The 25,595-nt window shown below is 61.8% G+C and carries 28 protein-coding genes and 1 pseudogene; 18 read left to right on the forward strand and 11 right to left on the reverse strand.

Going from position 1 to position 25,595, the window contains the following annotated elements; translation table 11 throughout:
* Positions 1-34: 34 nt before the first annotated feature.
* The gene (locus tag ACWTU9_RS18035) at positions 35-556 is read left to right on the forward strand and encodes a hypothetical protein (RefSeq protein ID WP_455859445.1); all 522 of its coding nucleotides are present in this window, start codon (positions 35-37) and stop codon (positions 554-556) included.
* Positions 557-822: 266 nt separating this feature from the next.
* On the forward strand, positions 823-1,608 hold the full coding sequence (locus ACWTU9_RS18040; RefSeq protein ID WP_455859446.1) for a GGDEF domain-containing protein: 786 nt from the start codon (positions 823-825) through the stop codon (positions 1,606-1,608).
* 131 nt (positions 1,609-1,739) lie between these two features.
* Here ACWTU9_RS18040 and ACWTU9_RS18045 read toward each other — a convergent pair whose 3' ends face one another.
* From ACWTU9_RS18045 to ACWTU9_RS18055, 3 genes are read right to left on the reverse strand one after another with little or no spacing between them, the layout of a single operon-like run.
* A complete protein-coding gene (locus ACWTU9_RS18045; protein WP_455859447.1) occupies positions 1,740-2,735 on the reverse strand; it encodes a glycosyltransferase family 2 protein in 996 nt (331 codons plus the stop codon).
* A 39-nt stretch (positions 2,736-2,774) separates the two neighbouring features.
* Positions 2,775-4,121, reverse strand: coding sequence for a class I SAM-dependent methyltransferase (locus tag ACWTU9_RS18050; RefSeq protein ID WP_455859448.1), 1,347 nt, complete (start codon positions 4,119-4,121; stop codon positions 2,775-2,777).
* An 8-nt stretch (positions 4,122-4,129) separates the two neighbouring features.
* Positions 4,130-5,074, reverse strand: coding sequence for a methyltransferase domain-containing protein (locus ACWTU9_RS18055; RefSeq protein ID WP_454588280.1), 945 nt, complete (start codon positions 5,072-5,074; stop codon positions 4,130-4,132).
* 690 nt (positions 5,075-5,764) lie between these two features.
* On the opposite strand from ACWTU9_RS18055, the gene ACWTU9_RS18060 reads away from it, so the two are divergent.
* Both ACWTU9_RS18060 and ACWTU9_RS18065 read left to right on the forward strand, forming a co-directional pair.
* Positions 5,765-5,974, forward strand: coding sequence for a hypothetical protein (locus ACWTU9_RS18060; protein ID WP_455859449.1), 210 nt, complete (start codon positions 5,765-5,767; stop codon positions 5,972-5,974).
* The gene (locus tag ACWTU9_RS18065) at positions 5,937-6,092 is read left to right on the forward strand and encodes a hypothetical protein (RefSeq protein WP_455859450.1); all 156 of its coding nucleotides are present in this window, start codon (positions 5,937-5,939) and stop codon (positions 6,090-6,092) included. Before ACWTU9_RS18060 ends, ACWTU9_RS18065 begins: the two co-directional genes overlap by 38 nt.
* 33 nt (positions 6,093-6,125) lie before the next feature.
* Here ACWTU9_RS18065 and ACWTU9_RS18070 read toward each other — a convergent pair whose 3' ends face one another.
* From ACWTU9_RS18070 to ACWTU9_RS18080, 3 genes are all read right to left on the reverse strand, one after another.
* Positions 6,126-6,428, reverse strand: a complete 303-nt coding sequence (locus ACWTU9_RS18070; RefSeq protein ID WP_454588278.1) for a DUF982 domain-containing protein — start codon at positions 6,426-6,428, stop codon at positions 6,126-6,128.
* Positions 6,429-6,593: 165 nt separating this feature from the next.
* Complete coding sequence (locus ACWTU9_RS18075; protein ID WP_455859451.1) at positions 6,594-8,675, reverse strand: ATP-dependent helicase; 2,082 nt, start codon at positions 8,673-8,675, stop codon at positions 6,594-6,596.
* A gap of 90 nt (positions 8,676-8,765) precedes the next feature.
* Positions 8,766-8,930, reverse strand: a complete 165-nt coding sequence (locus tag ACWTU9_RS18080) for a hypothetical protein (protein WP_455859452.1) — start codon at positions 8,928-8,930, stop codon at positions 8,766-8,768.
* A gap of 138 nt (positions 8,931-9,068) precedes the next feature.
* On the opposite strand from ACWTU9_RS18080, the gene ACWTU9_RS18085 reads away from it, so the two are divergent.
* Positions 9,069-9,227: a hypothetical protein gene (locus ACWTU9_RS18085; protein ID WP_455859453.1), complete on the forward strand. Its 159-nt coding sequence runs from the start codon at positions 9,069-9,071 to the stop codon at positions 9,225-9,227.
* A gap of 245 nt (positions 9,228-9,472) precedes the next feature.
* Here the strand turns inward: ACWTU9_RS18085 and ACWTU9_RS18090 are convergent, their stop codons facing one another.
* On the reverse strand, positions 9,473-10,441 hold the full coding sequence (locus ACWTU9_RS18090; RefSeq protein WP_455859454.1) for a LysR substrate-binding domain-containing protein: 969 nt from the start codon (positions 10,439-10,441) through the stop codon (positions 9,473-9,475).
* Between the two features lie 111 nt (positions 10,442-10,552).
* Between ACWTU9_RS18090 and ACWTU9_RS18095 the strand changes: the two genes are divergently transcribed.
* The 6 genes from ACWTU9_RS18095 to ACWTU9_RS18120 all read left to right on the forward strand — a co-directional run bounded on the left by ACWTU9_RS18095 (position 10,553) and on the right by ACWTU9_RS18120 (position 17,397).
* Positions 10,553-11,386: a hypothetical protein gene (locus tag ACWTU9_RS18095; protein ID WP_455859455.1), complete on the forward strand. Its 834-nt coding sequence runs from the start codon at positions 10,553-10,555 to the stop codon at positions 11,384-11,386.
* 40 nt (positions 11,387-11,426) lie between these two features.
* On the forward strand, positions 11,427-12,377 hold the full coding sequence (locus tag ACWTU9_RS18100; RefSeq protein WP_455859456.1) for a DMT family transporter: 951 nt from the start codon (positions 11,427-11,429) through the stop codon (positions 12,375-12,377).
* The gene (locus ACWTU9_RS18105; protein WP_455859457.1) at positions 12,370-12,588 is read left to right on the forward strand and encodes a hypothetical protein; all 219 of its coding nucleotides are present in this window, start codon (positions 12,370-12,372) and stop codon (positions 12,586-12,588) included. The genes ACWTU9_RS18100 and ACWTU9_RS18105 overlap by 8 nt, the downstream gene beginning before the upstream one ends.
* 170 nt (positions 12,589-12,758) lie before the next feature.
* A complete protein-coding gene (locus ACWTU9_RS18110) occupies positions 12,759-13,193 on the forward strand; it encodes a MucR family transcriptional regulator (RefSeq protein ID WP_455859458.1) in 435 nt (144 codons plus the stop codon).
* A 133-nt stretch (positions 13,194-13,326) separates the two neighbouring features.
* Positions 13,327-15,204 carry an ABC-F family ATP-binding cassette domain-containing protein gene (locus ACWTU9_RS18115; RefSeq protein WP_455859459.1) on the forward strand — a complete coding sequence of 626 codons (1,878 nt, stop codon included), beginning with the start codon at positions 13,327-13,329 and terminating at the stop codon, positions 15,202-15,204.
* 84 nt (positions 15,205-15,288) lie between these two features.
* Entirely contained in the window at positions 15,289-17,397 is a 2,109-nt protein-coding gene (locus tag ACWTU9_RS18120) for a molybdopterin-containing oxidoreductase family protein (protein ID WP_455859460.1), read from the forward strand.
* A gap of 6 nt (positions 17,398-17,403) precedes the next feature.
* Here the strand turns inward: ACWTU9_RS18120 and ACWTU9_RS18125 are convergent, their stop codons facing one another.
* Positions 17,404-17,880: an Lrp/AsnC family transcriptional regulator gene (locus tag ACWTU9_RS18125; RefSeq protein WP_455859461.1), complete on the reverse strand. Its 477-nt coding sequence runs from the start codon at positions 17,878-17,880 to the stop codon at positions 17,404-17,406.
* Between the two features lie 104 nt (positions 17,881-17,984).
* On the opposite strand from ACWTU9_RS18125, the gene ACWTU9_RS18130 reads away from it, so the two are divergent.
* From ACWTU9_RS18130 to ACWTU9_RS18160, 7 genes and pseudogenes are all read left to right on the forward strand, one after another.
* Positions 17,985-19,193, forward strand: coding sequence for a diaminopropionate ammonia-lyase (locus ACWTU9_RS18130; RefSeq protein WP_455859462.1), 1,209 nt, complete (start codon positions 17,985-17,987; stop codon positions 19,191-19,193).
* Positions 19,190-20,416: an allantoate amidohydrolase gene (locus ACWTU9_RS18135; RefSeq protein WP_455859463.1), complete on the forward strand. Its 1,227-nt coding sequence runs from the start codon at positions 19,190-19,192 to the stop codon at positions 20,414-20,416. Before ACWTU9_RS18130 ends, ACWTU9_RS18135 begins: the two co-directional genes overlap by 4 nt.
* A gap of 10 nt (positions 20,417-20,426) precedes the next feature.
* Positions 20,427-21,587: a M20 aminoacylase family protein gene (locus ACWTU9_RS18140; protein WP_455859464.1), complete on the forward strand. Its 1,161-nt coding sequence runs from the start codon at positions 20,427-20,429 to the stop codon at positions 21,585-21,587.
* Positions 21,588-21,696: 109 nt separating this feature from the next.
* Positions 21,697-22,500 (forward strand): agmatinase, encoded by an 804-nt coding sequence (gene speB, locus ACWTU9_RS18145; RefSeq protein ID WP_455859465.1) that lies wholly within the window; start codon positions 21,697-21,699, stop codon positions 22,498-22,500.
* A 62-nt stretch (positions 22,501-22,562) separates the two neighbouring features.
* The gene (gene dapB, locus ACWTU9_RS18150; RefSeq protein WP_455859466.1) at positions 22,563-23,348 is read left to right on the forward strand and encodes a 4-hydroxy-tetrahydrodipicolinate reductase; all 786 of its coding nucleotides are present in this window, start codon (positions 22,563-22,565) and stop codon (positions 23,346-23,348) included.
* Positions 23,349-23,669: 321 nt separating this feature from the next.
* On the forward strand, positions 23,670-23,912 hold the full coding sequence (locus ACWTU9_RS18155; RefSeq protein ID WP_455859467.1) for a DUF680 domain-containing protein: 243 nt from the start codon (positions 23,670-23,672) through the stop codon (positions 23,910-23,912).
* A gap of 408 nt (positions 23,913-24,320) precedes the next feature.
* Positions 24,321-24,452, forward strand: a pseudogene (locus ACWTU9_RS18160) (DUF680 domain-containing protein); the annotation flags it as partial.
* A gap of 19 nt (positions 24,453-24,471) precedes the next feature.
* On the opposite strand, the gene ACWTU9_RS18165 reads toward ACWTU9_RS18160, so the two are convergent.
* The 3 genes from ACWTU9_RS18165 to ACWTU9_RS18175 are packed head-to-tail and all read right to left on the reverse strand — an operon-like array spanning position 24,472 to position 25,590.
* Positions 24,472-24,987: a SixA phosphatase family protein gene (locus tag ACWTU9_RS18165; protein ID WP_455859468.1), complete on the reverse strand. Its 516-nt coding sequence runs from the start codon at positions 24,985-24,987 to the stop codon at positions 24,472-24,474.
* A gap of 10 nt (positions 24,988-24,997) precedes the next feature.
* Entirely contained in the window at positions 24,998-25,339 is a 342-nt protein-coding gene (locus tag ACWTU9_RS18170; RefSeq protein ID WP_455859469.1) for a type II toxin-antitoxin system HicB family antitoxin, read from the reverse strand.
* Positions 25,336-25,590 (reverse strand): type II toxin-antitoxin system HicA family toxin, encoded by a 255-nt coding sequence (locus ACWTU9_RS18175; RefSeq protein WP_455859470.1) that lies wholly within the window; start codon positions 25,588-25,590, stop codon positions 25,336-25,338. Before ACWTU9_RS18175 ends, ACWTU9_RS18170 begins: the two co-directional genes overlap by 4 nt.
* Between the last annotated feature and the right edge of the window lie 5 nt (positions 25,591-25,595).

Below are 25,595 nucleotides of genomic sequence, written 5' to 3' on the forward strand. Positions count from 1 at the left end.
TGCAACAAATAGAAGTGTTACAAAGGAGAGTGTCATGACCAGTATTAGAAAGAAACTCGCCAGAACACTTGCAAGTGGCGTGATTGTCGTTATTTTTGCCATTCCCGCAAACGCCCAAAATGTTGGCATTGGGGGCATCGGGAGCGCTTCCGTTGGCAATAGTGGAGCCAGCGCGAATGTGGGCGGCGCCAACGGGGCGAACGGCAGTGTGTCGTTTGGTGGTAACAGCACCAGTGCCAACGCTTCGATCGGCGGCGCTGGCGGCGCAGGTGCGAACGCCACCATTGGCGGTGGCGGTGCCACGGCATCCATCGGCACAAACGGCACCACTGCCAACGTATCGGTTGGTACCAACAACGGCGTCAATGTCGGAGTCGGCGTTGGAACGCCTGGCACTCCGGGGACCCCCGGCACTCGGGGTATCCCCGGCGTCGTCGCCGACATGTCGAGCAGCCAGATCGCACGCATGAAGAAGCGCTGCATCGATGTGCTCAGCAGCGAGGGCACCTACGACAGCGATCTACGGCAGCTCTGCCTGCTGATCTCCCGTCGCTGAGACGGGTTTCGCGGGAGTGTCGAAACTAGCCGTGAGGCTTTACGGCACTCTCCTACCGCATGCCCCGAGGGACATGTGCTGACGAGAAGCCTCCGGCCAGTCGGAAAGCCCGCTACGCAAGTGGCGGGCTTTTTGTGACCGCCGGCATCTTCATGGCGACCGGCCGTGCTTTCTACGGGCTGTTAACCACATTACAATTGAAGGCAAGGTTTTAGGGTTTCATTTGTGTTCCCACTGCAGAATGGCGGACACGGTGGGAGAATGGAATGCGGATCGATCTGTCGCCCACGAGCTGGGGCAGGGTCATAGCGGTTACAGTTGTCGGCACAGCGATCTGTATCGCGGCTGCCTTCTTTGTCGATTCCTACAATTTTCCGTCGCTGTCGCCTGAAGCGCTGCGCTGGGCGCAACTGACCGACCTTCTGCTGCCGCTCGTGCTGGGTGGATCGTTCTTCTCTTTCCTGATGTACAAGATGCGCCAGTTGGCAATTGCCCAGAAGAACTTGGCCATCGTCGCGGCGACTGACAGCCTGACGGCGGTGTTCAACCGCGGCGCGTTTTCGATGCTGGTCGAAGCCTATCTCGAACAGGCCCGCAGCCAGGCCGTCGTCGATGCCGGCGCCTTGCTGATCGTCGACGCCGATCATTTCAAGACCATCAACGACCGTCTCGGCCATGATTGCGGCGACCAGGCGCTCAAGCTGATTGCCGCGACGATCAAGGCCCAGCTGCGCGGCGCCGACATCGTCGGGCGCATCGGCGGCGAGGAATTTGCCATCTTCCTGCCTGGCGCCGACCCGTCGCAGTCGTGGCTGGTCGCCGAGGGGATAAGGCGCAGAATCCGCGAGGTCGAATTTGCCCCGGGCGGCCGCCCTTGTCCGCTCTCGGTGAGCATCGGCGGCGTGGCGTTCAACGGACCCACCACCTATGCCGACATGTTCCTGACGGCCGACCGGCACCTCTACAAGGCCAAGTCGAACGGGCGCGACCAGGTCAGTTTCGAGACAACCGGGCCGCGCGGCCTGCTGGCCGGGGATACGACGTTTCACTGAGCGGCGAGCCTGTATGCGTGCGCGGTGCTACAGGAACACCGGAGGGGGGAGGAACTATCTACCTCCTGGCCATCGCGAAAGAATGCGCCGAAACAGGCTTGCCTAGCCGACAGACTAATTGCGTGACGCCCCTAAATTGCTAGGACCCGGCTTACAAAGCCACGTGTGAATTCCAAAGATGCCAGTTTCGCAACCAAATGACTGCCGAGGAAAGGCCGTATCGCGCGCATGATCAGCCATCGCCTGATCCTCATTGTAGGCGTGATCCTGTCGATCAGCGCAAGTGCTGGCGTCATCAGTTCCGAGCTTCCGCACCGACCTGCAATCCGGTAGGTGCCAGCCGCACTTCGAAAGAAACGCGGCGTTATCAAGTCTCTGGCGTAGTAGCGTCGCAAGGAAACGTCGTCTGGAAATGTCTCCAGAAGCTTGTCTGCGTAGATTAGAGCCGACCTTGCCATCCTTGCGCTGTATGACGCGGACTCACCATGAATGCGCCACGCCGACAAGGCCTCTCTCAGAAACCTGTTGGTGTAGCCCGCCCTGAACAGGCGCAGGAAAAGATCGTCGTCCTCGTAACCGGAAAGCCGCTCGTCAAATCCACCTACCGCCTCGAACGCTTCGCGAGAGATTAGGGAGGCAGATGGGAGAACGTACATGTTCTGGGACAAGCAGTTGTAGATGGTCCGTTTCGGATGTTCTGAACCAAGTCGCTTGAGCATCTGCCGAACCACGAGATTTCCATCCCGATCGTATTCGTCGAGGTCACTGTAGACCCATCCGAATGGACCTATCTGAGGTTCAGGCCTTGCCGCAGCTTCCAGAGTCTCCAGATGCTTTGGGTACCACCAGTCGTCCTGATCAAGAAAAGCGATCAGGTCGCTCCTGGAGTTGCGGACGCCCATGTTGCGGGCCGACGATTGGCCACCATTCTGTTTTGTCAGGATACAAACCCGATTGTCGCCCTTGGCTATGTCACGTGCGACTTCGGCACCATCGTCGGTGGAGCCATCGTCGACAATGATCACCTCATCTGGCGGACGGGTCTGCTCGAGGACACTTTTCAGTGACGCTCCAATGAAATCCCGGCCATTATAGAGCGGTATGCAGGCAACGATCGATCGTTCCATCAAATTAAACCTTCATTCCGGTCCGTGGTTCAAAAGACATCAAGCATTGAGTCTTTCATATTGAGGAAGTAAATTTTTGAGCGAGGATCGAAGGTTTATAACGTCCGGAACGAGGTTCGACGGTACTTCCACCATGAGATCCTTATTCTCCAATGCGTCAAGAACCGAGAGGGCTCGACGGTTCTGGCCTGCATATTTTAGCGAAAGCGCTTCGTGGTACTTCGCCCGCCAGATCAAATCGGCTTCGACGCCCGCTACCGAGGAATCGATTGAGAGCTTCTTCCGGCACAGCAGATGTGCCGCATGGAGATGCTCGGCCGCGTTCAGATAGTCGCCCTTGTGGATGAGCAGCAGCATTCCGCGATAGTAGGTCGAAGCCGCTATGCAAAGCGGCCACCGGTCGGCAAACTCGGCCAAGGTATTTATGTCATCCAGTTTGGGTCGGGCATCCGCAAGAATTGAAGCGAAGTTCTCTTCGGCCAGTCCGTACTTGCCGTGGTCGATGGCTCCACGAAAAAGGCGATAGCGCAAGCCGATTGCCAACGAGGAACCAGGGATGGCGCGGGCAAGCGCATTCTCGAGATACCCTAGAACCTTACTCTCCCAATTTTCGGTGGGTTGGAATTTGATCGGTTTGCGCGACGCATAGAACAAGGTGCTGTCTGAGCTTTTGTCGACGGACACGAATGGCAATCCCGCTTCATTGAACAGCCGTATCAGCGCTTCAGCGCTGAAGAGGATCGTGTGAGCTCCAGGTGACAGCAGCGCCAAAAGGGTGCTTCGTTCGGTGGCTGGATTGATCCGCTCGGGGTTGGGCGTGGTCAGGACGATTACGCCGTCCTCGGCCAAATACGATGTCAGGATTGTCAGAAAGGCGGCCGCATCGTGAATGTGCTCGATCACCTCCGAGCAATGCACCACATCATACAGATATTGGGGGTTGGCGTTAAGCGGCGCAAAATCGCGGAGGATATCGAGGCCGAGTTGATCTCGCCCCGCGCCGCCATACTGGGAAGGCTCGAAACCCTTGACCTCCCAGCCGGCAATGGTGCGAACGGCATCCAAGGCAAAGCCGAAACCGCAGCCGATATCGACGATTCGGCCCGCGCGACCTTCTGGAACAACCCTGAGGATGTTCCGCGCGACCGTATCGATCGAGGCGTTCATTTCGACGTAGTTGCGGATACCCAGCGGGTCAGTGTGTTCCGTGTAATCGATTGACGGAAACGGGTGATAAATCAGCGACGCACATTGATCGCATCGGTAAAGCGACATCGTTCCGGCACTAAGAACTTTCGCCTTGGCATTGGCGCCACCACACGCTGGACAAACGAATTCCGCCGGGGCCGGCGGGCAGTCGAAGTTTATGAATTTCTTCTCTGGCATCGTTGTGCTCAGTGCTTCGGATAAGCTTTGCTGTGTTCCATGGATTTGCTGCGCTTGAGGGGCCAGGAAACCGCACCATCCGGAAGATCGAAAGTCTTGCGCGCCAGGACATAGGACGCCGCCATGCCATCATGGAGCGCAAATTCGAGCATGGGACCTTTCCGGAAGGTCGGGTGCACATACATTTTCACCGGCGTCGTCATTCCGACTTCGAGGATCTCGAAGCCCATCTCGGGCGCGAACAGGATTTTCAAGCCTTCGCTCGAAATCCGCCAGAAATCGTTGGGCATTTCATGGATCGGGAAGGCTTGCGGCACTGAGTGCAGGGTCAAGCCTCCTGCCTTCAGCACCTTGTTGATCTGCGCCGCCAGCAGCCACGGACAACTAAGATGCTCCATCACAGCATAAGAGAATATTCCGTCTATTGAACCGGGTTCGAAATGCTCGCTCAGGAAATGTGCGTCCGCCACAACGTCGACGCCCGGCGCTTCATGAATGTCGACACCGATGAATTTGCACTCGGGCTCGAACCGGCGTGCCTGTAGCGAAGACGACGGTCCCACGACGCGCGCTCCGATTTCCACAACGACACCGCCGGTCCTCTTCATCTCTTCGACAAAACGCTGGTGCGCGAGCTCCGGCTCGGGAAGGGCAGTATTGACAGGATGATTGGCCGAAAGTGCGGAGATTTCGAATTCCGCTGAGCCATCGAGAGTCTCGATTTCCAGAACCACCGGCCGGAACGGACTGCACGCCAGGTAGGCGGAGAAGCCGCATTTCATTGAATTTAGCGATGGGAAGAAGGGCGCCAGATCGGATCGGTCGTGGAAGTCCAAAACCTCTACCTGAAAATCCCCGCTCCTCAACCGCATCGCAGTGATGGGGAGTTCCCAAGCATGAGCCCAGCCTTTCACGAACACGCCATATGTATCGCACCAGAGATTGTCGATCATATGGACAAATTTTCCGGCAAGCGGTGCTTCGCGAGGCGGGACTGCGGACGGCGGTGCTTCGGGAGGCGGTGCCGCGGAAGGCAGTGAGTTGGAGATGTCTAGAGCAGGTTGTTTTCGAAGAGCAAAAAGCTGTTGAAAGCCGAGTCGGCGGGCTACCGTGACCAGAGAGCCAAGATTGTTTCTATTCCAAAAGTTGCCCAGTCGAGACGTCAATATTCCTTGTGTATTCTGCAAGGTCCCACCCATTCCTACGCTGATATACTTATGGATTTGCGTTTAATAGTGTCTCCAGCGCGCAGGTCGCTTGGTCGTCCTCCTCGGTTCACAAAGGCACGTTAACTCCCAAAGCTTGATCGCACAATACGCATTGGAGAGTTATGTACATCATGAATCGACATACTTGGAATGAGAGCTTTCGCTAAGCTAAAATCGAAGATGGAGTACAATTTTTGGTTGCGGTCATCGACAAATATATTTGTTTTTTGGTTGCTCTTAAAACTATCGCTTCTGAGACCAAGTCCGTATTCGGTACGATATTAAAGAAAGCAGAGCCAAAAATATCGCTATACGGATTGAATCTCGATTTTCTAAAGATTGGATGATCGGTAGCGGCCAGCCACCGTCAACTATCCGTTCATCCCTTGGCCATTAATCTCTGCGAACCAATCTTCGGCTACAACGAGGGCAGGGGTGTCCGATCTCGTAGACCTCAAGGCGGCGCTGGTCGTCGCGCTCATCTTCATTCCGCTGGAGCGGCTGTTGCCGCTGCATGCGGAGCAATCGTCGACGCGCCGGCATTGGTTGAACGACGTCGTCTACCTCTTGTTCAACGGCATTCTCACCAGGCTGGGAGGGACCTTTCATGCCCGACAGGATGCCGCAGAAATACGGCACCGATGATCCGGTCCCGCCGCTCTATCATCAGCAGCTTGCCTATCCGTTTGTCGGCAGCGAACGGCTCGCGCAGCCGGCGAGGCTGGCCGAAGCCTCCCCGACGACGGCCGGCAAGTCCGATTGATCTTTTCGCTGGTCAGGCTTGGTCCAGCCACGCTCAGGCGGCGTAGCCGCCATAGCCGCGCGCGACCGGCTTGACCGAGATGATCGGCTGGACTGCGGGCCAGAGGATGCCAGCCGTGACCGCAAAGGTGATCAAGGCATCGCGCGCGGCTTCGGTCGAGATTTCGCCGGCGCGTGCCGCCTCGCAGGCCTTCACCGCGGCGCCATAGCTCAGGCGCCGGCGCGACGGCGGAAACTCGGTCAGGAAATCGTGCATTTCGAACAGCGAGGAGAGCATGCGTTTGTGGCCGGCGCCAACGGTGACGGCAACCGGGGTGAAGAACATTGCGTCGTGCATTCTGGCCTCTCTGTATGGGCGTAAGAGCGACGGGCGCCGCTCTCCGATCGCGGGTTGGACGCCGAAAAACGCGGCTGGCGGCCCGAGGTTCCCTGACAGCGGATTTTGCTTTCGACGCCGTTCCCTGCGTGGCGTCCGCAAATTGGCGCGGGCGCCAGCCGGCGGCTATTTCCACATGCCGCGCATGCGGGCGCCGAGGTCGACCCGGACTTCAGGTCTGTGGCGCGGATCGTCCTTTGCGTGGACGCTCGCCCATGAGGTCTGCTCGAAGGCGCCGAGGATCGAGGCCGGGATGAAGCGGCTGCGCGAGGCATAGACGTTGCGGTCGCCGCGCACCGGCTGGTTGTGCGGATAAAAGCGCTGCGGCGTCACCAGGTGCAGGCCGTCCTTGGCGCGCGTCATTGCGACGTAAAGCAGCCGGCGTTCTTCCTCGATGTCCTCTTTGGTGCCGACGCCGAGATCGGCCGGGATGCAGCCATCGACGGTGTTGAGCACGAAGACATTCTTCCACTCCTGGCCCTTGGCCGAATGGATGGTCGACAGGATCAGATAGTCCTCGTCGCGATGCGGCGGTCCGGCCTGGTCGCTGGTCGCATCCGGAGGATCCAGCGTCAGTTCGGTCAGGAAGCGCTCGCGTGAGGCGTAGCCCGAGGCGATCTGCTCGAGCTGCATGATGTCAGCTCGCCGCGTCGTGGCGTCGTCGTGCATGCGCTCGAGATGCGGCTCGTACCACAGCCTGACCTGTTCGAGATCGGCCGGCCATTTTCCTGTCCGGGCGCGCAGGCCGGAATAGAGCGCAACGAAGGCCGGCCAGTCTTCCGCGGCGCGTTGCGGCGGCCGGTAGCGGGCCAGCCCCATCGCTTCGTCGAGCGACGTCGCCATGGTCTCGACCACGACGCTGGCCGCTGAAGGGCCGATGCCGGGCAGAAGCTGCAGCACGCGAAAGCCGGCGACGCGGTCGCGTGGGTTCTCGGCAAAGCGCAGCACCGCCAGCACGTCCTTGACGTGGGCAGCGTCGAGGAATTTCAGCCCGCCGAACTTGACGAACGGGATGTTGCGGCGCGTCAACTCGATCTCCAGCGGCCCGCTGTGATGCGAGGCGCGAAACAGCACCGCTTGCGATTTGAGCACCGTGCCGGCCTCACGCTCGGCAAGGATCGCCTGGCAGACATAATTTGCCTGTTCGGCCTCGTCGCGCACGCTGACCAGTTTTGGCTTTTGCGAGGATTTGCGCTCCGACCAGAGGTTCTTGGTGAAGCGCTCCGACGCTTCGGAAATAACCGCGTTGGCCGCAGCCAAAATGGTCTCGGTCGAACGGTAGTTGCGCTCCAGCATGATGACATCAGCGGCTCGCGCGAATTGCTGGGGGAAATCGAGGATGTTGCGCACCTCGGCGGCGCGAAACGAATAGATCGACTGCGCGTCATCGCCGACCACCGTCAGTCCGGCGCCGTCCGGCTTCAGCGCCGAAAGGATCGAGGCCTGCAGCCTGTTGGTGTCCTGGTATTCGTCGACCAGCACATGGTCGAAACGGGAGGAAAGATGCGCGGCGATTTCAGGCTCGGCGGCCATCTGCGCCCAGTAGAGCAGGAGATCGTCGTAATCGAGCACGTTCTGTGCCTGCTTGGCCTCGACGTAGCCGGCAAACAGCGCCTTCAGTTGTTCCGCCCAGCCGGCGCACCAGGGAAAGGCCGCGCCCAGCACCTCGCCGAGCGGCGCCTGCGCGTTAACAGTGCGCGAATAGATCGCCAGGCACGTGCCCTTGGTCGGAAACCGGCTTTCGGTCTTCGAAAAGCCGAGCTCATGCCTGGCAAGATTCATAAGGTCGGCGGAATCCTCGCGGTCGTGGATGGTAAAGGCCGGATCCAGGCCGATCGTCAGTGCATAGTCGCGCAGCAGCCGGGCGCCGATGCCGTGAAACGTGCCCGCCCAGGCCAGCGCGTCGGCGATGACGGACGCATCGCGGCCCAGCACCTCGCCGGCAATGCGTTCGACCCGCCTGGCCATTTCTGTGGCGGCGCGGCGTGAGAACGTCATGAGCAGGATGCGTCTCGGATCGGCGCCCTTGACGATCAGATGCGCAACCCGATGGGCCAGCGTGTTGGTCTTGCCGGAGCCTGCGCCGGCAATCACCAGCAACGGCCCGGCGATCTGGCCGTCACCATGCTCGACGGCCAGCCGCTGCTCGGCGTTGAGCTTGGCGAGATAGGCGGGCCGCAAGGTCGAATCATTGATGGCGATGGTCATCGCCCATCAAGCATCGTTTCCGCTTTGTTCGCAACGGGCTAGCGCTGCCCCCGGTCTCTGCCGGGCCATTATCCCTGTGGGGATGGCTGCCTATCGCTGGGGTGCGACGCCCATTGCCGCCGACTGGCGTCGCAAAGCGCGTTCGTCGCCGGGCATCGGCAGCGGTTCGAAATCGTCAGGCACGGCGTCGATCACCTCCTTGGCGAGGCGATAGGTAGCATAGGCGACAAGGCCGGCAATGAGCAGACGGATCATGGCGCGATCTCCTTTGCTTCAACCAACCGCAGAGGCGGCGTTTTGTTCCAGCCGGTGACGCGGCCCGACGCGGTGTGCAACCAAAGCCGAGCCACCTCGTTGCCTTTACCAAGGAGAGGGCAGACCCAGGAGGTTGCCATGAAGAGGCTTCTGATTCTGTTAGCCGCAGGCCTGACGCTGGCGGCCTGCGACAGCGACATCCAGCCAACCAGGGCCCCGGTGCTCGATCAAACCCCGCAGACGGATTCGGCGCCAAAGCCGGCAACTGGTGGCGAACAACCGTCACCGGCGCAATGATCGTCTCAAAATAGGGGGTGAAGCAAAACGGCGCCTGAGGGAAGAAGGCCGGCGCCGCTTGGGAGGAAGCTGAAAGCGCCGGCCAAGCGGGAAAACAGGCCCGCCGCGCGACCAAATATAGCTGAGTCTTTCCTCTGCGTCATGAGGTGAGCCGCATCGCCCCGCTTCATGACGGCGCTCCTGCTCAAAATTGGCAGAAAGACCCTGGAAGAGATCATAGCGCTGAGCCCTCGGCAGGAGCGACCTCAGGCCATCGCCTGCCGCAGCACCGGGCCGCTGGCGATCTCGGCGTCCAGTTGGCACTGCGTCAGCGCCGCCTCGGCCATGATCCACTGCTTGAACAGTTCCACCTTGCGCGCGTAGGGCGCGGTGACCGGGCTGACGAAATACCAGCCCGCGGTGTTGGGGTGATGGACGGCAAACGGCGCCACCAGCCGCTCGGCGCGGATGTCGCTCGCCATATAGGCGCGGTTGGCAACTGCAAAGCCCATGCCGGCATTGGCCGCCTCATAGGACATCATGCAGGAATCGAAAAAGATGCTCTTGGCCTCGCCGAGCACGGAACTCGCGCCGGCAAAACCCAGCCACGACTGCCAGTTCTGTGTGCAGGTGTCCGAATGCAGCAGTGTGAAATGCCTGAGGTCGTCCGGCGTCACCTTTGACAGCGGCTTGTCGCCGAGAATCTCGTGGAACAGCCTCCTGCTGCATACCGGCGTCAAATCCTCCTTGAACAAGAGGTCCGCCGTCAGGTCGGGAAAGCTGCCGTCTCCATAGCGAACCTCCAGGTCGAACTCGGAGGTGGCGAACTCGTTCGTGGCATAGGAGGTCGAGACCCGCATCTCGATTTCGGGATACTGCCGCTGGAACAGCGGCAGGCGCGGAAAAAGCCAGCGCGCGGCGAAAGTCGGCAGCACCGAAATCTTAAGCACATGCGCCTGCGACTGTCCGGTCGCTTCCATGCTGGCTGCCACGATCCGCTCCAGCGCCTCGCGAACGCGCGACACATAGGTCTCGCCCTCGGGCGTCAGAGAAACCGCATTGCCGCCACGCTGGAAGATCTTGAAGCGCAGCTGGTCCTCGAGGCTTTTGACCCGCTGGCTGACGGCGGAAGCAGTAATGAACTGCTCTTCTCCGGCGCGCGTAAAGTTACGGTGCCGGGCGGCACTTTCGACGATCTTCAGCGAGTTGAGGTTGACCTGACTGAGCAGACGCACGCGTTTCGACCTTAAGCTGCGCTTACACTAGCACCAGCATTCCTAATTTTACAGGGGTGGGGAAATTAATCGACTGTTTACCAAGTGATGTCCCCACCCTGGAGAAGTAGAATGAACGCCCATACCATTCCCGATTTGCGCTATGCGATGAGCCGTGAAGCCATTATCGGTCACGAGACAGCCTGGAAAGTGTCGAGTTTTGGCGTAGCGCAGTATCTGCACGGCTACGATCCGGCGTTGCTGGCGGCGATCGAGGAAGCGGCGTTGAAGCTCAAGTCCAGCCACGCCGTGCACAAGCATCTCGATCTGACCTTCATCACCGGCGCCGACCGCTTCATTCCGGAGATCAAGGAACTGCTGCATGACAAGCTGCGCCTCGAACGACTGTCCGACATGATGGGCACCAAGCTCGAGCCTTACCCGCTGTCGATCGTCGGCTCAACCGTCACCTTCATGAATCCCAAGGACGGCGCCGTCGATTGGCATTGCGACGGCGTTCCGGTCACCGAACTCATTCCGCTGTCGATCAGCAATCCGCTGGTTGGCGGCCATCTCGAAATCTACTGCGACGATTCCGAGACCGGCCGCGCCATCCTCGAATCGGGCCGCGAGATTCCGCGCAACCGTATCATGCGCATCGACCATAAGATGAACTACGCAACGCTTGGGCAGTTTCTTGGCGTTCTGCACCGGACGGCACCGATCCAGTTCGGTGAGCGCGTCACGCTGGTGCTCAACCAGCGCTCGGTGGCCAAGCCCTATGTCGACGACAACCGCATGTTTTATCTCGCAGCCGACAATGACCATGATCGCGAATGGGTCAACGAGCTGGCCGAAGACGTCTGGACAAACCAGCTGCCGGCCTATCGCCGCTTCGAGGAAGAACGTCCGGTTGCGGCGGCGACCGATGCGCCGTTCCCGGGCGGCCCAAGGGAATCATGGTAGCCAGAATCATGATAGCCAGAGCATAGAAGTGGACACCGGTTTGACCGTCGATTCGGAAGAAATCATGGTCGGCGATAGGGGCAGGGCGCCATCCCGGTCCTCCCGGGATGGGTCGGGCTCGCCATCGGCGCTGGTTTTTGCCGTTGGCGCGGTCGCGCTATGGTCGACCAACGCGCTGGTCGGCAAATCGCTGCTGGCCAGCCACCCGGTGTCGCTGGTGCAGTTGCTGCAGTTTTGCGGAGCGGCGCTGGTGTTCGCCGTGATCCATTTGGCGAGCCGCAAGAATGCGGCGCCGGAAAACGAAGGCACGTCCGCCCAGGCGATCGCGGTCGGTATCATCGGCTTGGTCGGAACCATGGTGCTGCAATACATCGCCTTTGCCTCCATGCCGGTGATCGAGGCCAATCTCGTCGCCTACACCTGGCCGCTGATGGTCGCGGCGGCGGTCATCATGCTGGGCAAGCCGCAACGCCCCGTGCTCCTCGGCCTCACGGCCGTGGTCGGGTTTGTCGGCGTGGCGCTGGTCATCTCGGGTGGTCGCGGCCAGTCTTTTCTCCAGGGCAGCATCGTCGGCTATCTCGCCGCCTTCGGCTCGGCATTGTGCATGGCGTTCTATTCGATCGCGGTCGCTCGCCTGGCCACACCGTCGGAGCGTTTGCTGTTGCCTTCGGCACTGGTCGGCGTCGGCCTGACCTTGCTTTGGTGTGTTCACGACGGCGCGGCTTGGCCAACTGGCGCGGACCTTCTGCTTGGCCTCTATCTCGGCGCCGGTCCGATGGGGCTGGGCTACTATTTCTGGTCGCGCGCCTTGAAGCTCGAAGGCGGCGGCAAGGTTGCGGTTGTCGCCTATCTGACGCCGATCGCCTCGACGCTGCTGCTGACGCTGTCCGGTGAAAGGCTGACGCTGACCGCGATTGCCGGTGCGGTCCTCGTCATCGGCAGTTGCATTGCGGTGGGCATTGAACGCTCGGAGGCTGAAAACCATGCTTGACGACGATGAACGCCTCGCCAGACAGGAAGCATACTGGCTGATCAAGGAGTTCGGCGCCGAGGCGCCGCTCTATGCCGCGATGAAAGCCGAAAAGGCGATCGAGCAAAAGGATTTCGGGCGATGCGCCCGCTGGAAACGTGTTCTAGAGATATTGGCCGATTCCAGACCCGTCGGCTCCGCAACGGCGAAATCGGCGGCTTCGAAGTATTAGATTTTCTAATTTGCAACGTTGCAACCTGATGTGGAAACATCCTCCTGTACCGATTCTTGATGATTTATTGACCCTTAACGACCCGCTGGGGGGGTGCTGTTAAGTGGATACATCGAGAACACTCTTCAAAAAAATGCCGGCAACTGCATCACCGGCGGGAGAAAAACAAATTGCAAACTCTCGACAATAAGACTGCTATTGAACTGACCGCCGACATTGTATCGGCCTATGTCGGCAACAATCCACTGCCAGCTGCTAGTCTACCGGATTTGATCGCAAGCGTCAGCGCATCGGTTCGCAAGTTGGGCAATGCGGTTGCCGTGGAGGCCCCTGCGCTTAACCCGGCCGTCAATCCGAAGCGTTCGGTGTTTCCTGACCACATCGTCTGCCTTGAGGATGGCAAGAAATTCAAGTCGCTGAAGCGCCACTTGATGACCGATCATGGGCTCAGCCCGGAAGAGTATCGCACCAAATGGGGCTTGCCGTCGGACTATCCGATGGTGGCGCCGAACTATTCCGCAACCCGATCGGCATTGGCCAAATCCTCGGGCCTCGGCCGCAAGCCGGCCGTCCCGGCCGCGGCCAAGCGCAAGACGAAGGCCTGACCCAGGTCGTCTCTGAAAGTTATCAGTTTGCAGTCATGGACGGCGCGCTTCATGCGCGCCGTTTTCATGCCTTATGCCCCCGCCGGCCCCCAAGCCCTTGCGAAGCGCCGCCCTCCCGTGCAAAAGCCCAGGCATGCTTATCATCAACGACCTTTCGCTCCGCATGGCCGGGCGCCTGCTTCTCGACCATGCCTCGCTGACCTTGCCGGCAGGCACCAAGGCTGGCCTCGTGGGCCGCAACGGCACGGGCAAGACGACCTTGTTCAAGGCGATCACCGGCGATTTCCCCTCCGAGACCGGCTCGATCAGCCTGCCCAAAAACACCCGCATCGGCCAGGTGGCGCAGGAAGCGCCGGGCACCGAGGAGCCTTTGATCGAGATCGTGCTCAAGGCCGATCTCGAGCGCTCAGCGCTGCTCGAGGAAGAAAAGACCGCCACCGACGCGCACCGCATCGCCGACATCCATATGCGACTGGCCGATATCGACGCGCATTCGGCGGAATCCCGTGCCGCGACCATCCTTGCCGGCCTTGGCTTCGATGACGCCGCGCAGCGCCGCCCGGCCTCGTCCTTCTCTGGCGGCTGGCGCATGCGTGTGGCGCTCGCCGCCGTGCTGTTTGCCGAGCCCGACCTTCTGCTGCTCGACGAACCGACCAACTATCTCGATCTCGAAGGCACGCTGTGGCTGGAAAACTATGTGTCGAAATATCCGCACACCGTGCTTCTGATCTCGCATGATCGCGACCTGCTCAACCGTGCCGTCAACTCCATTGTCCATCTCGACCAGAAGAGGCTGACTTTCTGGCGCGGCGGCTACGACCAGTTCGAGCGCCAGTACACCGAGCAGAAGGAGTTGCAGGAGAAGGGCCGCGTCAAGCAGGAAGCCGCGCGCAAGCATATGGAGTCCTTCGTCGAACGCTTCCGCGCCAAGGCTTCGAAGGCTAGGCAGGCGCAGTCGCGCATCAAGGCGCTGGAGAAGATGAAGCCGATCGCCGCGATCGTGAACGACACGGTGCGGCCGTTCTCCTTCCCCGAGCCGGTGAAGACGGTTGCCTCGCCGATCATTGCCTTGAACAACGTCAATGTCGGCTACACCGAGGGCCAGCCGATCCTGAAGAAGATGACGCTGCGCATCGATGCCGACGACCGCATCGCGCTGCTCGGCGCCAATGGCAACGGCAAGTCGACCTTCGCCAAGCTTCTGTCGGGCCGGCTGAAACAGGAAACCGGCACCATGACGGTTGCGCCGGGCCTGAAGGTGGCGATCTTCGCCCAGCATCAGCTCGACGATCTCAGGCCGGATGAAAACGCCTACGAGCATGTCCGCCGGCTGATGCCGGAGGCGCCGGAATCGAAGGTGCGTGGCCGCGTTGCCCAGTTCGGCCTGACCACCGAAAAGATGAACACCGCCGCCAAGGATCTGTCCGGCGGCGAGAAGGCGCGCCTTTTGATGGGCCTGTCGGCCTTCGAGGGGCCGAACCTGTTCATCCTCGACGAACCGACCAACCATCTCGACATCGACAGCCGTGAATCGCTGATCCATGCGCTGAACGAATTTCCCGGCGCCGTCATCCTGATCTCGCACGACCGGCATCTTCTGGAGGCTACCGCCGACCGGCTGTGGCTGGTCAAGGACGGCGCGGTCAATCCGTATGATGGCGACCTGGAGGACTACAAGACGTTGGTCACTGGCGTGTCCGGCGACCGCCGCGGCAAGCGCGAGGCCGAGAAGGCATCAAAGGCCGATCGCCGCCGCGATGCGGCCGCGCGCCGCGCCGCCTTCGAACCCCTGGCCAAGGAGATCCGCGCCACCGAGGCGCTGATGGACCGGTTGCGCAAGCGCATCGACCTGATCGAGGACGAGCTGGCCAATCCGGCGGTGTACGAGAAGGACCCGTCGACAGCGACCCGGCTCGCCAAGGAGCGCTCGCAGCTGGCACAGCAACTGGCCGGCCATGAGGAAAAATGGCTGACCATGTCGGCGGAGTATGAGGAAGGCACGGCGGAGTGAGTGGCTAATCTCCCCCACAGGTGGGGAGATTGGCTACCCATCTGGCCCTACACGCCGCATCCGGAACCGGCTAAATACGCCCCCATGAACCAGCACACCAAACTTCGCATCGGGCACTCCGCCTGTCCGCATGATTGTCCGTCGACCTGTGCACTCGAGGTCGAACTTCTCGATGGCAACCGCATCGGCCGCGTCCATGGCGCCAAGGCCAACACCTACACATCCGGAGTCGTCTGCGCCAAGGTCGCGCGCTATGCCGACCGCGTCCATCACCCCGACAGGCTGCTGAAGCCGCTGGTGCGAGCCGGCGCCAAGGGCGACGGCGTCTGGAAGGAAGCGAGCTGGGAGGCGGCGCTCGACCTCGTCGCCGAAAAATTCATCGCGGCCGAGGAAAAATACGGATCGGAGACCGTCTGGCCCTATTACTATGCCGGCACGATGGGGCTGGTGCAGCGCGACGGCATCGACCGGTTGCGCCACGCGAAAAAGTATTCCGGATTCTTCGGGTCGATCTGCACCAACCTGGCCTGGACCGGCTGGATGATGGGGGCGGGCGCCTTGCGCGGTCCCGACCCGCGCGAAATGGCGAAATCCGACTGCGTCGTGATCTGGGGCACCAATGCCGTGGTCACGCAGGTCAATGTCATGACCCACGCCATCAAGGCGCGCAAGGAACGCGGCGCGAAAATCGTCGTTATCGACGTCTATGAAAATGCCACCATGAAGCAGGCCGATATGGGCCTGGTGCTGAAGCCCGGTACCGACGGAGCGCTTGCCTGCGCGGTCATGCATGTGTTGTTTCGCGAAGGGATGGCTGACCGCGCCTACCTCGAAAACTACACCGATGACCCCAAGGGGCTCGAAGCGCATCTCGTCACCCGTACGCCGGAATGGGCTGCCGCCATCACCGGTTTGACGGTCGCCGAGATCGAAGCCTTTGCCCGCCTCGTCGGCACGACGAAGAAGACCTATTTCCGCCTTGGCTACGGCTTTTCCCGGCAGCGCAATGGCTCGGTCAACATGCATGCGGCGTCCTGCATCGCCGCCGTGACCGGCGCCTGGCAGTATGAAGGCGGCGGCGCCTTCCACTCCAACTCCGGCATCTTCAAGCTGAACCAGGATGTGCTGGAAGGCACGAAGATGCGCGACCCCTCGATCCGCCATCTCGACCATTCGCGCATCGGCCCGGTGCTGACCGGTGCCGCGGACGCGCTCTATGGCGGTCCGCCGGTGACGGCGATGCTGATCCAGAACACCAATCCTGTGAACGTCGCACCCGAGCAGCGGCTGGTGAAGCAGGGTTTCCTGCGCGACGACCTGTTCACCTGCGTGCACGAGCAGTTCATGACCGATACGGCAAAGCTCGCCGATATCGTGCTGCCGGCAACGATGTTCCTGGAGCATGACGACGTCTACAAGGGGGGCGGCAACCAGCACATCACGCTTGGGCCCAAACTGATCGAGCCACCGGAAGGCCCGCGCACCAACCATTTCGTCATCGAGCAACTGGCCGAGCGTCTCGGCGTTGCCGACCGCTCGGGTTTTGGCCTGACCGAGCAGCAGCATATCGACATCCTCCTCGGCAAGCGCGGGCTGGGCAGCTTTGCCAGCCTTAAGGAAGACAAGTGGGTCGACTTGCAACCGGATTTCGATGATGCGCATTTCATCGGTGGCTTCGGGCACGCCGACAAGAAATTCCACTTCCGCGCCAACTGGAGCGGGCAGGCAGCGCCCAACCGGCCGCCGAAAAGTATGGGCCTGTTCGGCCCAGTGGCCGAGCTGCCGGAATTCCCCGACCATGTCGACCTGATCGAGGTGGCAGACGCCGAGCATCCGTTCCGGCTGACGACATCACCGGCGCGCAACTTCCTCAATTCGACATTTTCGGAAACTCCGGTGTCGAAAGCCAAGGAAGGCCGGCCGGAACTCTTGTTGCATCCGGACGATGCCGCAGCGCTCGGATTGGGCGATGGCGACCGTATCGAGGTCGGCAACCGGCGGGGCGAAGTGGTGCTGCACGCAAAGCTGTTCGACGGCATCAAGCGTGGCGTGGTTATCGCCGAAGGCATCTGGCCGAACAGCGCGCATGAGCGCGGCGAGGGGATCAATGTGCTGACCGGCGCCGACGCGCCCGCACCCTATGGCGGTGCTGCCTTCCACGACAACAAGGTCTGGCTGCGGCCGGCTGGTTGATCAGCGTTATCCAGTCAATGGCACCGTCAGCCCGACCTTGACCCGGTCCATGGCAACGAAGGTGCGGAATTTTCGGACATTCTTGCTGTCGAAGAACAGTTTGCGTGTCAGCGCCTCATAGGCGCCCATGTCGGCCACGGTGATGACCAGGATGAAGTCGGCCTCGCCGGTGACGTAGTAGCATTGCTGCACTTCGGGCGCCGCCGAGAATTGTCGCTTGGCCGCGTCGATCAGGTCCGAGCGTTCGCTCTCCAGTTCCACTTCGACGAAGATGGTGATCGGCTGGCCGACCGCCGCCGGCTCGATGACCGCGACGTTACCGGCAACGACGCCCGAATGTTCCATGCGCTTGATGCGGCGTTGCACTGCCGGCGCCGACAGGTTGACGGCCTCGCCGATCAGCCGCTGCGGCGTGGTGTTATCTAGCTGCAGGATGGCCAGGATGGCGAGGTCGAAACTGTCGAGTGAAGGCGATTGAGGCAAAGCGTTATCCCGGCGAAACAAACTTGCATTTCGAAACGCCAATTACAGCGCCCTTTGCGCCTTCGCTGCAATATGATTTCGTGTGACCCTCAAGGAGGCCGTTCGTGTTCCTGCTCAACAATAATGCCTTGCACCGCCGACCGCTCGATCCGGTCGATGCCGAAACGCTGGGGGTTGCCGGCGCCGACACGGTCGAGCGCTTTCTTGCCCATCGCGACAATCACCAGGCAACGCCGCTGCATGCGCTGCCGGCGCTGGCCGGCGAACTCGGCCTCGACGCCGTCCACATCAAGGATGAAGGCTTTCGCCTCGGCCTCGGCAGCTTCAAGGCGCTGGGTGGCGCCTATGCCGTGTTTCGCCTGGTGCTGGAGGAGGCGAGCCGGTCGCTCGGCCGGCCCGTCGATGTGGCCGATCTCGACCGGCCCGAAATTCGGTCGGTCGCTGCCGGCATGACGGTGGCCTGCGCCACCGATGGCAATCACGGCCGCTCGGTTGCGCAAGGGGCGCAGCTTGTCGGCGCCAAGGCGGCAATCTTCGTTCACGCCGGCGTCAGCGAGGAGCGCATAGCAGCCATCGCTCGCTATGGCGCCGAGATGATCCGCGTCGACGGCAACTATGACGACTCGGTCAGGCAAGCCGCGCAGGTTTCGGCCGAGAAGGGCTGGACGGTGGTGTCCGACACCTCATGGCCGGGCTATGAGCGCATCCCCGGTCTCGTCATGCAGGGCTATACGGCGATCGTGCGCGAAGCCTTGCGTCAGTTGCCGCAGCCGCCAACCCACGTCTTCGTGCAGGCCGGTGTCGGCGGCATTGCCGCCGCGGTGGCAGGCCATTTCGCCATCGTGCTCGGCGACACCAGGCCGACCTTCGTCGTGGTAGAGCCGGCGCGCGCAGCCTGCGTTGTCGCGGCCGCCCAGGCGGGCGGCGTGGTCAAGGTTGCGCACGATCAGCCGACGGTGATGGCGATGCTGGAATGCTATGAGGCCTCGGCGGTCGCCTGGCGCGTGCTGGCGCGTGTCGCCGATGCCTTCATGACGGTGGACGAGGACGAGGCCGTCGCGGTGATGCGGCGGCTTGCCCGACCGGCTGGCGGCGATCCGGTGATTGTCGCTGGCGAGAGTGGCGGCGTCGGCCTTGCCGGGCTGATCCGCGCGGCGGCCGACAGCAAGGCTGCTCTCGGGCTCGATAGCCAATCCCGCGTGCTGCTGATCAACACCGAAGGCGCCACGGACCCGCATCGCTATGCCGAGCTGGTCGGCATGACACCGGCCGATGTGATGGCCGGCAGGACGGCAGCCGGGGCATTGGCATGATCGGGATCGATGAACAGCGCCTGCTTGGCCGTATCCGTGAGCTCGGCGGCATAGGCCGTGACGACGATGGCAGGCTGATCCGGCTCGCCGCCTCCGACACTGACAGGCAAGGCCGCGACCTCTTCGTCGGCTGGCTCAAACAGGCCGGGCTGGAAATCGCCATCGACCGGGTCGGCAATATCTTCGGCATCTGGCAAAGTGCCGATAATGCCGGGCAGGCGCCGCTGCTCATCGGTTCGCACATCGACACCGTCATCGATGCCGGCATCTATGATGGCTGCTATGGCGTGCTTGCCGGGCTGGAGGTGATCGAGACGCTGCAGGCCTCTGGGTTCTCGCCTTCGCGTCCCATCGCGGTCGCCGCTTTCACCAATGAGGAAGGCGTTCGCTACACGCCCGACATGATGGGATCGCTGGTCCATGCCGGTGGTGAAGCCGCGGACGCTATGTTGGCCGCCATTGGCACGGACGGCAGCGTGCTCGGTGAGGAACTCGCCCGCATCGGCTATGCCGGCCACAAGGAACCTGGCTTCCTCGAGCCGCACGCCTATCTGGAGCTGCATATCGAGCAGGGACCGGTGCTGGAACGCGAAGGCGTGGCGATCGGCGCGGTCGAGAATTTGCAAGGCATTTCCTGGCAGCGCATCACCATCGATGGCGCCGCCAACCATGCCGGCACCACGCCGATGTCGATGCGCAGCGATGCCGGCCACGCCGCCGCTCGTGTCATCACCTTCCTGCACGACCGGGCCACGGCTTCCAACGGGCCGACCGTGGTTACGGTCGGCACGATGCGCTTCGAGCCGAATGCCATCAACGTCATCCCCTCGCGCGCCGTGTTCACCATCGATTTGCGCGATCCCGACGAACAGCGCCTGCAGGCGCATGAGGCAGCCCTTGATGCCTATCTCGAAGAGCTTGCCGTTTCGGAGAATGTATCGATCTCGGTCGAGCGGCTCGCTCGCTTCGAGCCGGTGCTGTTCGACATCGGCATCGTCGAACGGATCGAGGCGGCCGCGAAAGACCGTGGTCTCGCTGTGAGGCGCATGACCTCCGGCGCCGGCCATGACGCGCAAATGATGGCGCGCATCGCGCCGGCGGCGATGATCTTCGTGCCAAGCGCCGGCGGCATCAGCCATAGTCCGCTCGAACATACCGAGGATGCCGAGCTTGTCGCCGGCGCCAACATCCTGCTTGATGTCGCCATCCAGCTTGCAAAATAGGTCGGAGAAAATGACCGAATTCGATCGTGATGCGCTGAAGCGGGAGATGACCGGCTGGCGGCGCGACCTGCACGCGCATCCAGAGTTCGGCTTCGAGGAAAAGCGTACTGCCGCATTCGTCGCCGCCAAGCTGCGTGAATTCGGGCTGGACGACGTCGCGGAGGGCGTCGGCGGCACCGGCGTCGTCGGCACGCTGAAGCGCGGCAGCGGCAACCGGGCGATTGCGCTCAGGGCCGATATGGATGCGCTGCGCATCACCGAGCAGTCGGCCGCAAGCTATCGTTCGCAAAACCCCGGCTTCATGCATGCCTGTGGCCATGACGGCCACACCACCATGCTCCTTGGCGCCGCGAAGCTGCTGGCCACTGAGGGCGGGTTCGATGGCACCGTGCGTTTCGTCTTCCAGCCGGCCGAGGAGTGGGGCAAAGGCGCCTTGGCGATGCTCGATGACGGCCTGATGCAGCGTTTTCCCTTCGACGAGATTTTTGGGCTGCACAACATGCCGGGCCTGCCCATCGGGCATCTGGAAACCCTTGCCGGCCCGTTCATGTCGGCGGAGGACAATTTCGAGATCGTGCTCAAGGGGGTCGGCGGTCATGCGGCGCGACCGCATTCCGCGAACGCCGCCTGCGCGCTGGTCACCAATCTGCAGACTATCGTCTCGCGTCGGCTGAGCCCCGCCGACATTGCGGTGGTTTCGGTGACCGAGCTGATCACCGACGGCACTCGTAACGCGCTGCCTGGTCTTGCCCGCATCCTCGGTGATTCCCGCTCTTTCCGTCCTGAAGTCAGCGCCGAGATCGAGCGGCAGATGCGGGTCATCACAGCGGGCACAGCCGCCGCTTACAATGTCTCCGCCGAGGTCACCTACAGCAGGGAATTCGTGCCGTTGCAGAATGACGCCGAACTGGTCGACGAGGCCTTTGCCGCCGCACGGCGCGTGCTGTCCGACAACGCCGTCGGCGTCGCGGCCGAGCCGATGACCGGCTCGGAGGATTTCGCCCGCTTCCTCGATCATGTGCCGGGCTGCTTCGTCTTCCTCGGCAATGGAGAGGCTTCCGCGCCACTGCACAATTCCAGCTACGACTTCAACGATGACGGGCTGTTGCATGGCACGAATTTCCACGCCGCCATCGTCAGGCAAAGACTAGGCGGCGAAGCCGGCAAATGACCGCGGCCTGATTGCGGGTCCGGCTTCGCTGTTGGCCCAAACGGCTGCGCTGGTCCCAGCCAGCTCCCGGGTTTAGGGGACATAACCTGTAGCCGGAGATTGCACGCCAATGGCCAGGGTTTCGCTTCTGGGAATACCGCATGATGAGAACTCGTCCTATCTGAAGGGCGCGGCCGCGGCGCCCGCGCTGATCCGGCGCGAACTCGGCAGCGATGCCCACTCCTCCTGGAGCGAGACCGGCTTCGATGTGGCGGACAGTTTTCTCGATCATGGCGACATCGACTTTTCCGGAACCGGCGACCCGTGGGAACGGATCGAAGCCGAGGTCGGCCGCGCCATGGATGCCGGCCATCCGCTGATCAGCCTCGGCGGCGACCACGCGATCGCCTGGCCGGTGCTGCGCGCCGTGCGCCATCGCCACTCCAGGCTGACGGTCGTCCAGATCGACGCCCATCCCGACATCTACGATGCGTATCAGGATAACAAACGCTCGCACACGTCGTCTTTCGCGCGCATTCTGGAGGAAGGACTGGCCGACCGGCTGGTCCAGATCGGCTTGCGCACGATTAACGACGAGCTTCGTGACCGGCTGGCGCACTTTGGCGTCGAGGTGATCGAGGCGCGTCATTTCAGCGAGGATCTGCGGCTGGATCTCAAGACGCCGGTCTATCTCACCGTCGATCTCGACGGGCTCGACCCGGCCTGTGCGCCCGGCGTCTCGCACCGCGAACCCGGTGGTCTTACAACCCGGCAAGTGATCAACCTGATCCAGCGGATCGATCAGCCGATCGTCGGGGCCGATGTCGTCGAATACAATGTGAACCAGGATGTCTCCAACCTGACCGCGCTGGTCGCCGCCAAGCTGGTGAAGGAGATCGCCGGCATGATGATCAAGACGCATGGCGCAGCTTGAATCAATCTGGCAAGGCGGTATGCCAGAAGATTGTTCGGTAAAGCATTTCCAGTGAGAGCCGCATGCCGCAGCTATTGAAGATTGCCATAGCCGGGGCGCTCGGCCGCATGGGACGGCAGATGGTCGATGCCGTCGAGGCTGATCCCAGGCTACAGCTCGTGGCGCGGTTCCATCGGCCGGGCAACACCAGTGAGGGGCTGGTCGATCGTGACGAGGCGCTGGCGCTTGCCGATGTCGTCATCGACTTCACCACGCCGGCTGCCTCGGTCGAACTGGCGCAGGCTTGCGCCGCGCGCGGTGGCCCGCCGCTGGTCATCGGCTCGACCGGCTTCGAGCCGGCCGAGCTCGCCGCCATCGCCACCGCTTCGAAGTCCGTCGCCATCGTGCGCTCCGGCAGCTACTCGCTCGGGCTCAACATGCTGGCCGGGCTGGTCGAGCAGGCGGCGCGGGCGCTTGGTTCCGACGATTGCGATATCGAAATCCTCGAAGCGCATCACCGCTTCAAGGTCGATGCGCCGTCTGGCACGGCGCTGATGCTGGGCGAGGCGGCCGCGCGCGGACGCGGCGTCGATCTCGACGATGTCGCGAGACGCGCTCGCGACGGCGTCACCGGTCCGCGCCCCGCCGACGAGATCGGCTTTGCCGTGCTGCGCGGCGGCAGCATCGTCGGCGAGCACAGTGTGAATTTCCTCAGCCAAGGCGAGACGCTCACGCTTTCGCATTCCGCCGGTGACCGCTCGATGTTCGCCCTCGGGGCCATAGCGGCGGCGCTCTGGGTCGCCGGCCGGCCGCCCGGCGAGTACGACATGCGCGACGTTCTGGGTCTCGACAAAAGCGCCGGGCACTGACCCTGCCAGTCCCTTGCAGGGCTGCGGTTGTGGCTGCTTTCCCGCCATCGACGCACCGTATCGTGACCGATGAGCGCCGGCTCAGCGATTGGTCGCATCGTATAGCCAGTGCTATAGACTAACTACTTGATATCACGATAGAAAATTTCCATCGCCGCGTCATTCAGTGGATTTCAAGATCGAACCGAACGGTTCGGTTCGCACATTTTTGTGATTGGTAATGTCAACAAGGCAGACCCAAATCGGGGTAGTCCGAGCGACGCGAATTCCTCCCAAGGCACGCCACTAGACGGACAGGACCAGATATCTGGAGTACTTAAAATGACCAAGATCGCTCTTACCGCTGCCGCCCTCCTCGTTGCCACCGGCACCGCTTTCGCAAGCAGCGACCACTACGGCTCTGACGGTGTCAACCAGCCCGCTGTGACCGCGTCGACCGCTCCGGCCGGCAACATCGACCACAGCTATACGGCCTCGATCGGCCAGCCGGCCACCTTCGGCGGCTTCACGATCAAGGGCGACTCGAACCAGCCGCAATCCGGCCAAGGCATCTGGGGCCGTTGATTTCTGGCAAATCGTCGACCACAAAGAGCGGCGGGCTTGGCCCGCCGCTCTTGTTTTTTGCGCAGCCGGCTTGGGTTCCGCGCGGTCTGAATCAACTCGGCAGCGATCTATCCTATCTTCTTGTTTGCACGTCATCTTTCTAGGCCGCGCTTGGCGATCGTCGTTCGCGGCCGGCCCGTTTCCGTCCCCCAAAATTCGAGAAAAAGCGCAGCGTCCGGGAACAAAGCCTTGCCGCTGAAGGATCGTGGCGAGAGCGGGGCCATCCTCGCAAGGCGCCGTTTGACCGACCAACAAGGAACGATGAAATGAGCAAGATCACTCTCGCGGCCGTTGCCGTCCTGATGGCGACAGGCGGCAGCCTTTGCCGTCAGCGACCACCACGACGGCGGCGGCAGCGGCAGCAACCACTATGGCTCGGACGATTGGCAGCAGCCCGTTGTCAAAACCACGACGACCACGGCTTCGATCAAGAAACCGGTCCAGCCGGCTCAGGAACCGGTCAGGCCGGGCAGTGACCGCCACCGTTTCGGCAACCACTGAGCGCGTTTGGGCTTCGGCGTCAGCCCAAATCCTTCGGCCTGATGCAATGCGTCAACCGGGCTGTGCCGAGGGCGAGATCCGCCCAGCCATCATCGACGACAAAGCGGGCAAGGGCGCCGGTTGGGAATTTCTCTTCGAGCTCCCTGCGAGCTCCGGCATCCGATCGTGGACCGGCAAGCCGGCGCGCAAAATCCTCCATGCCGGGATTATGGCCCAGCACCAGGAGACAGCCAGCCGATGTGATGGCCTGTTGCACCTCGGCCAGTATGTCGCCAGCAGTGGCCCCGAAGAGCGCTTCGGCAAACTCCACCGATACTTTCGCCGGCAGTTCTGCCGAGACCAGCCGCCATGTCTCACGCGTGCGCAGCGCCGGCGACACCAGCGCCAGGTCAGGCAGCCAGTCACGCCTGGTCAGTTCGCGCCCCATCAGCGGCGCTGCCTTCAGTCCGCGCGGGGCAAGCGGCCGGTCGAAATCGGCAAGCGCCGGATTGTCCCAGCTCGACTTGGCGTGGCGCAGCAGGAGCAGCTGTTTCATCGATTTCACCTCAAGCGATCTGCTTGTCGGCGGCCTCGCGCAAGACCTCTTCTCCCCACTGGTTCAGGCTCTTGCCTGCGACTTCCGCTGCCAGCGCGACTTTCGAATGGACCGAGGGATCGACGCGAAGCATGAGATTTCCGGAATAGGGTTTTTGCGGCGATTTGCCGATTTTTGCGCAGGTTTCGACATAGTCGTCCACAGCCTCATGGAAGGCTGCTTTCAGCCCCGCGACAGTTTCCGAATGGAACGATACACCGTCGCGAATTCCGGCAATCCGGCCGAAGAAAATCTCGTCGGCATCGTCATACTCGACACGGGCGGAATAGCCCTTGTAGGTCATCGCATTCATGGTTTCACTCCGATTCTCGACAGGAATTGGCGAGCATCTCTCACTTGGTATCGTTTCGCTTCCTTGGACGGGTGCGGCCTGTGAAAGGTCTCAACCTCGCCCTTGAACACAAAACGCACGCGCGAGCCGCTTCCCTCGATCACCTGGCAACCGACCGCCATCAGCAAGGTTTCGATGGTGAGCCATTCGATGCTGTCTGAAACTGGGTCGGTGAATATCGCCCTGAGCACGCGCTTATGCTTGCTGTTCATGCAAG

This window comes from Mesorhizobium sp. 128a (assembly GCF_053848025.1).

Coding starts and splice junctions, on each gene's coding strand:
- ACWTU9_RS18035 (WP_455859445.1), top strand. CDS start 35: ATGACCAGTATTAGAAAGAAACTCGCCAGAACACTTGCAAGTGGCGTG.
- ACWTU9_RS18040 (WP_455859446.1), top strand. CDS start 823: ATGCGGATCGATCTGTCGCCCACGAGCTGGGGCAGGGTCATAGCGGTT.
- ACWTU9_RS18045 (WP_455859447.1), bottom strand. CDS start 2,735: ATGGAACGATCGATCGTTGCCTGCATACCGCTCTATAATGGCCGGGAT.
- ACWTU9_RS18050 (WP_455859448.1), bottom strand. CDS start 4,121: ATGCCAGAGAAGAAATTCATAAACTTCGACTGCCCGCCGGCCCCGGCG.
- ACWTU9_RS18055 (WP_454588280.1), bottom strand. CDS start 5,074: ATGATCGACAATCTCTGGTGCGATACATATGGCGTGTTCGTGAAAGGC.
- ACWTU9_RS18065 (WP_455859450.1), top strand. CDS start 5,937: ATGCCCGACAGGATGCCGCAGAAATACGGCACCGATGATCCGGTCCCG.
- ACWTU9_RS18070 (WP_454588278.1), bottom strand. CDS start 6,428: ATGCACGACGCAATGTTCTTCACCCCGGTTGCCGTCACCGTTGGCGCC.
- ACWTU9_RS18075 (WP_455859451.1), bottom strand. CDS start 8,675: ATGACCATCGCCATCAATGATTCGACCTTGCGGCCCGCCTATCTCGCC.
- ACWTU9_RS18080 (WP_455859452.1), bottom strand. CDS start 8,930: ATGATCCGTCTGCTCATTGCCGGCCTTGTCGCCTATGCTACCTATCGC.
- ACWTU9_RS18085 (WP_455859453.1), top strand. CDS start 9,069: ATGAAGAGGCTTCTGATTCTGTTAGCCGCAGGCCTGACGCTGGCGGCC.
- ACWTU9_RS18095 (WP_455859455.1), top strand. CDS start 10,553: ATGAACGCCCATACCATTCCCGATTTGCGCTATGCGATGAGCCGTGAA.
- ACWTU9_RS18105 (WP_455859457.1), top strand. CDS start 12,370: ATGCTTGACGACGATGAACGCCTCGCCAGACAGGAAGCATACTGGCTG.
- ACWTU9_RS18115 (WP_455859459.1), top strand. CDS start 13,327: ATGCTTATCATCAACGACCTTTCGCTCCGCATGGCCGGGCGCCTGCTT.
- ACWTU9_RS18120 (WP_455859460.1), top strand. CDS start 15,289: ATGAACCAGCACACCAAACTTCGCATCGGGCACTCCGCCTGTCCGCAT.
- ACWTU9_RS18135 (WP_455859463.1), top strand. CDS start 19,190: ATGATCGGGATCGATGAACAGCGCCTGCTTGGCCGTATCCGTGAGCTC.
- ACWTU9_RS18140 (WP_455859464.1), top strand. CDS start 20,427: ATGACCGAATTCGATCGTGATGCGCTGAAGCGGGAGATGACCGGCTGG.
- speB (WP_455859465.1), top strand. CDS start 21,697: ATGGCCAGGGTTTCGCTTCTGGGAATACCGCATGATGAGAACTCGTCC.
- dapB (WP_455859466.1), top strand. CDS start 22,563: ATGCCGCAGCTATTGAAGATTGCCATAGCCGGGGCGCTCGGCCGCATG.
- ACWTU9_RS18155 (WP_455859467.1), top strand. CDS start 23,670: ATGACCAAGATCGCTCTTACCGCTGCCGCCCTCCTCGTTGCCACCGGC.
- ACWTU9_RS18165 (WP_455859468.1), bottom strand. CDS start 24,987: ATGAAACAGCTGCTCCTGCTGCGCCACGCCAAGTCGAGCTGGGACAAT.
- ACWTU9_RS18170 (WP_455859469.1), bottom strand. CDS start 25,339: ATGAATGCGATGACCTACAAGGGCTATTCCGCCCGTGTCGAGTATGAC.
- ACWTU9_RS18175 (WP_455859470.1), bottom strand. CDS start 25,590: ATGAACAGCAAGCATAAGCGCGTGCTCAGGGCGATATTCACCGACCCA.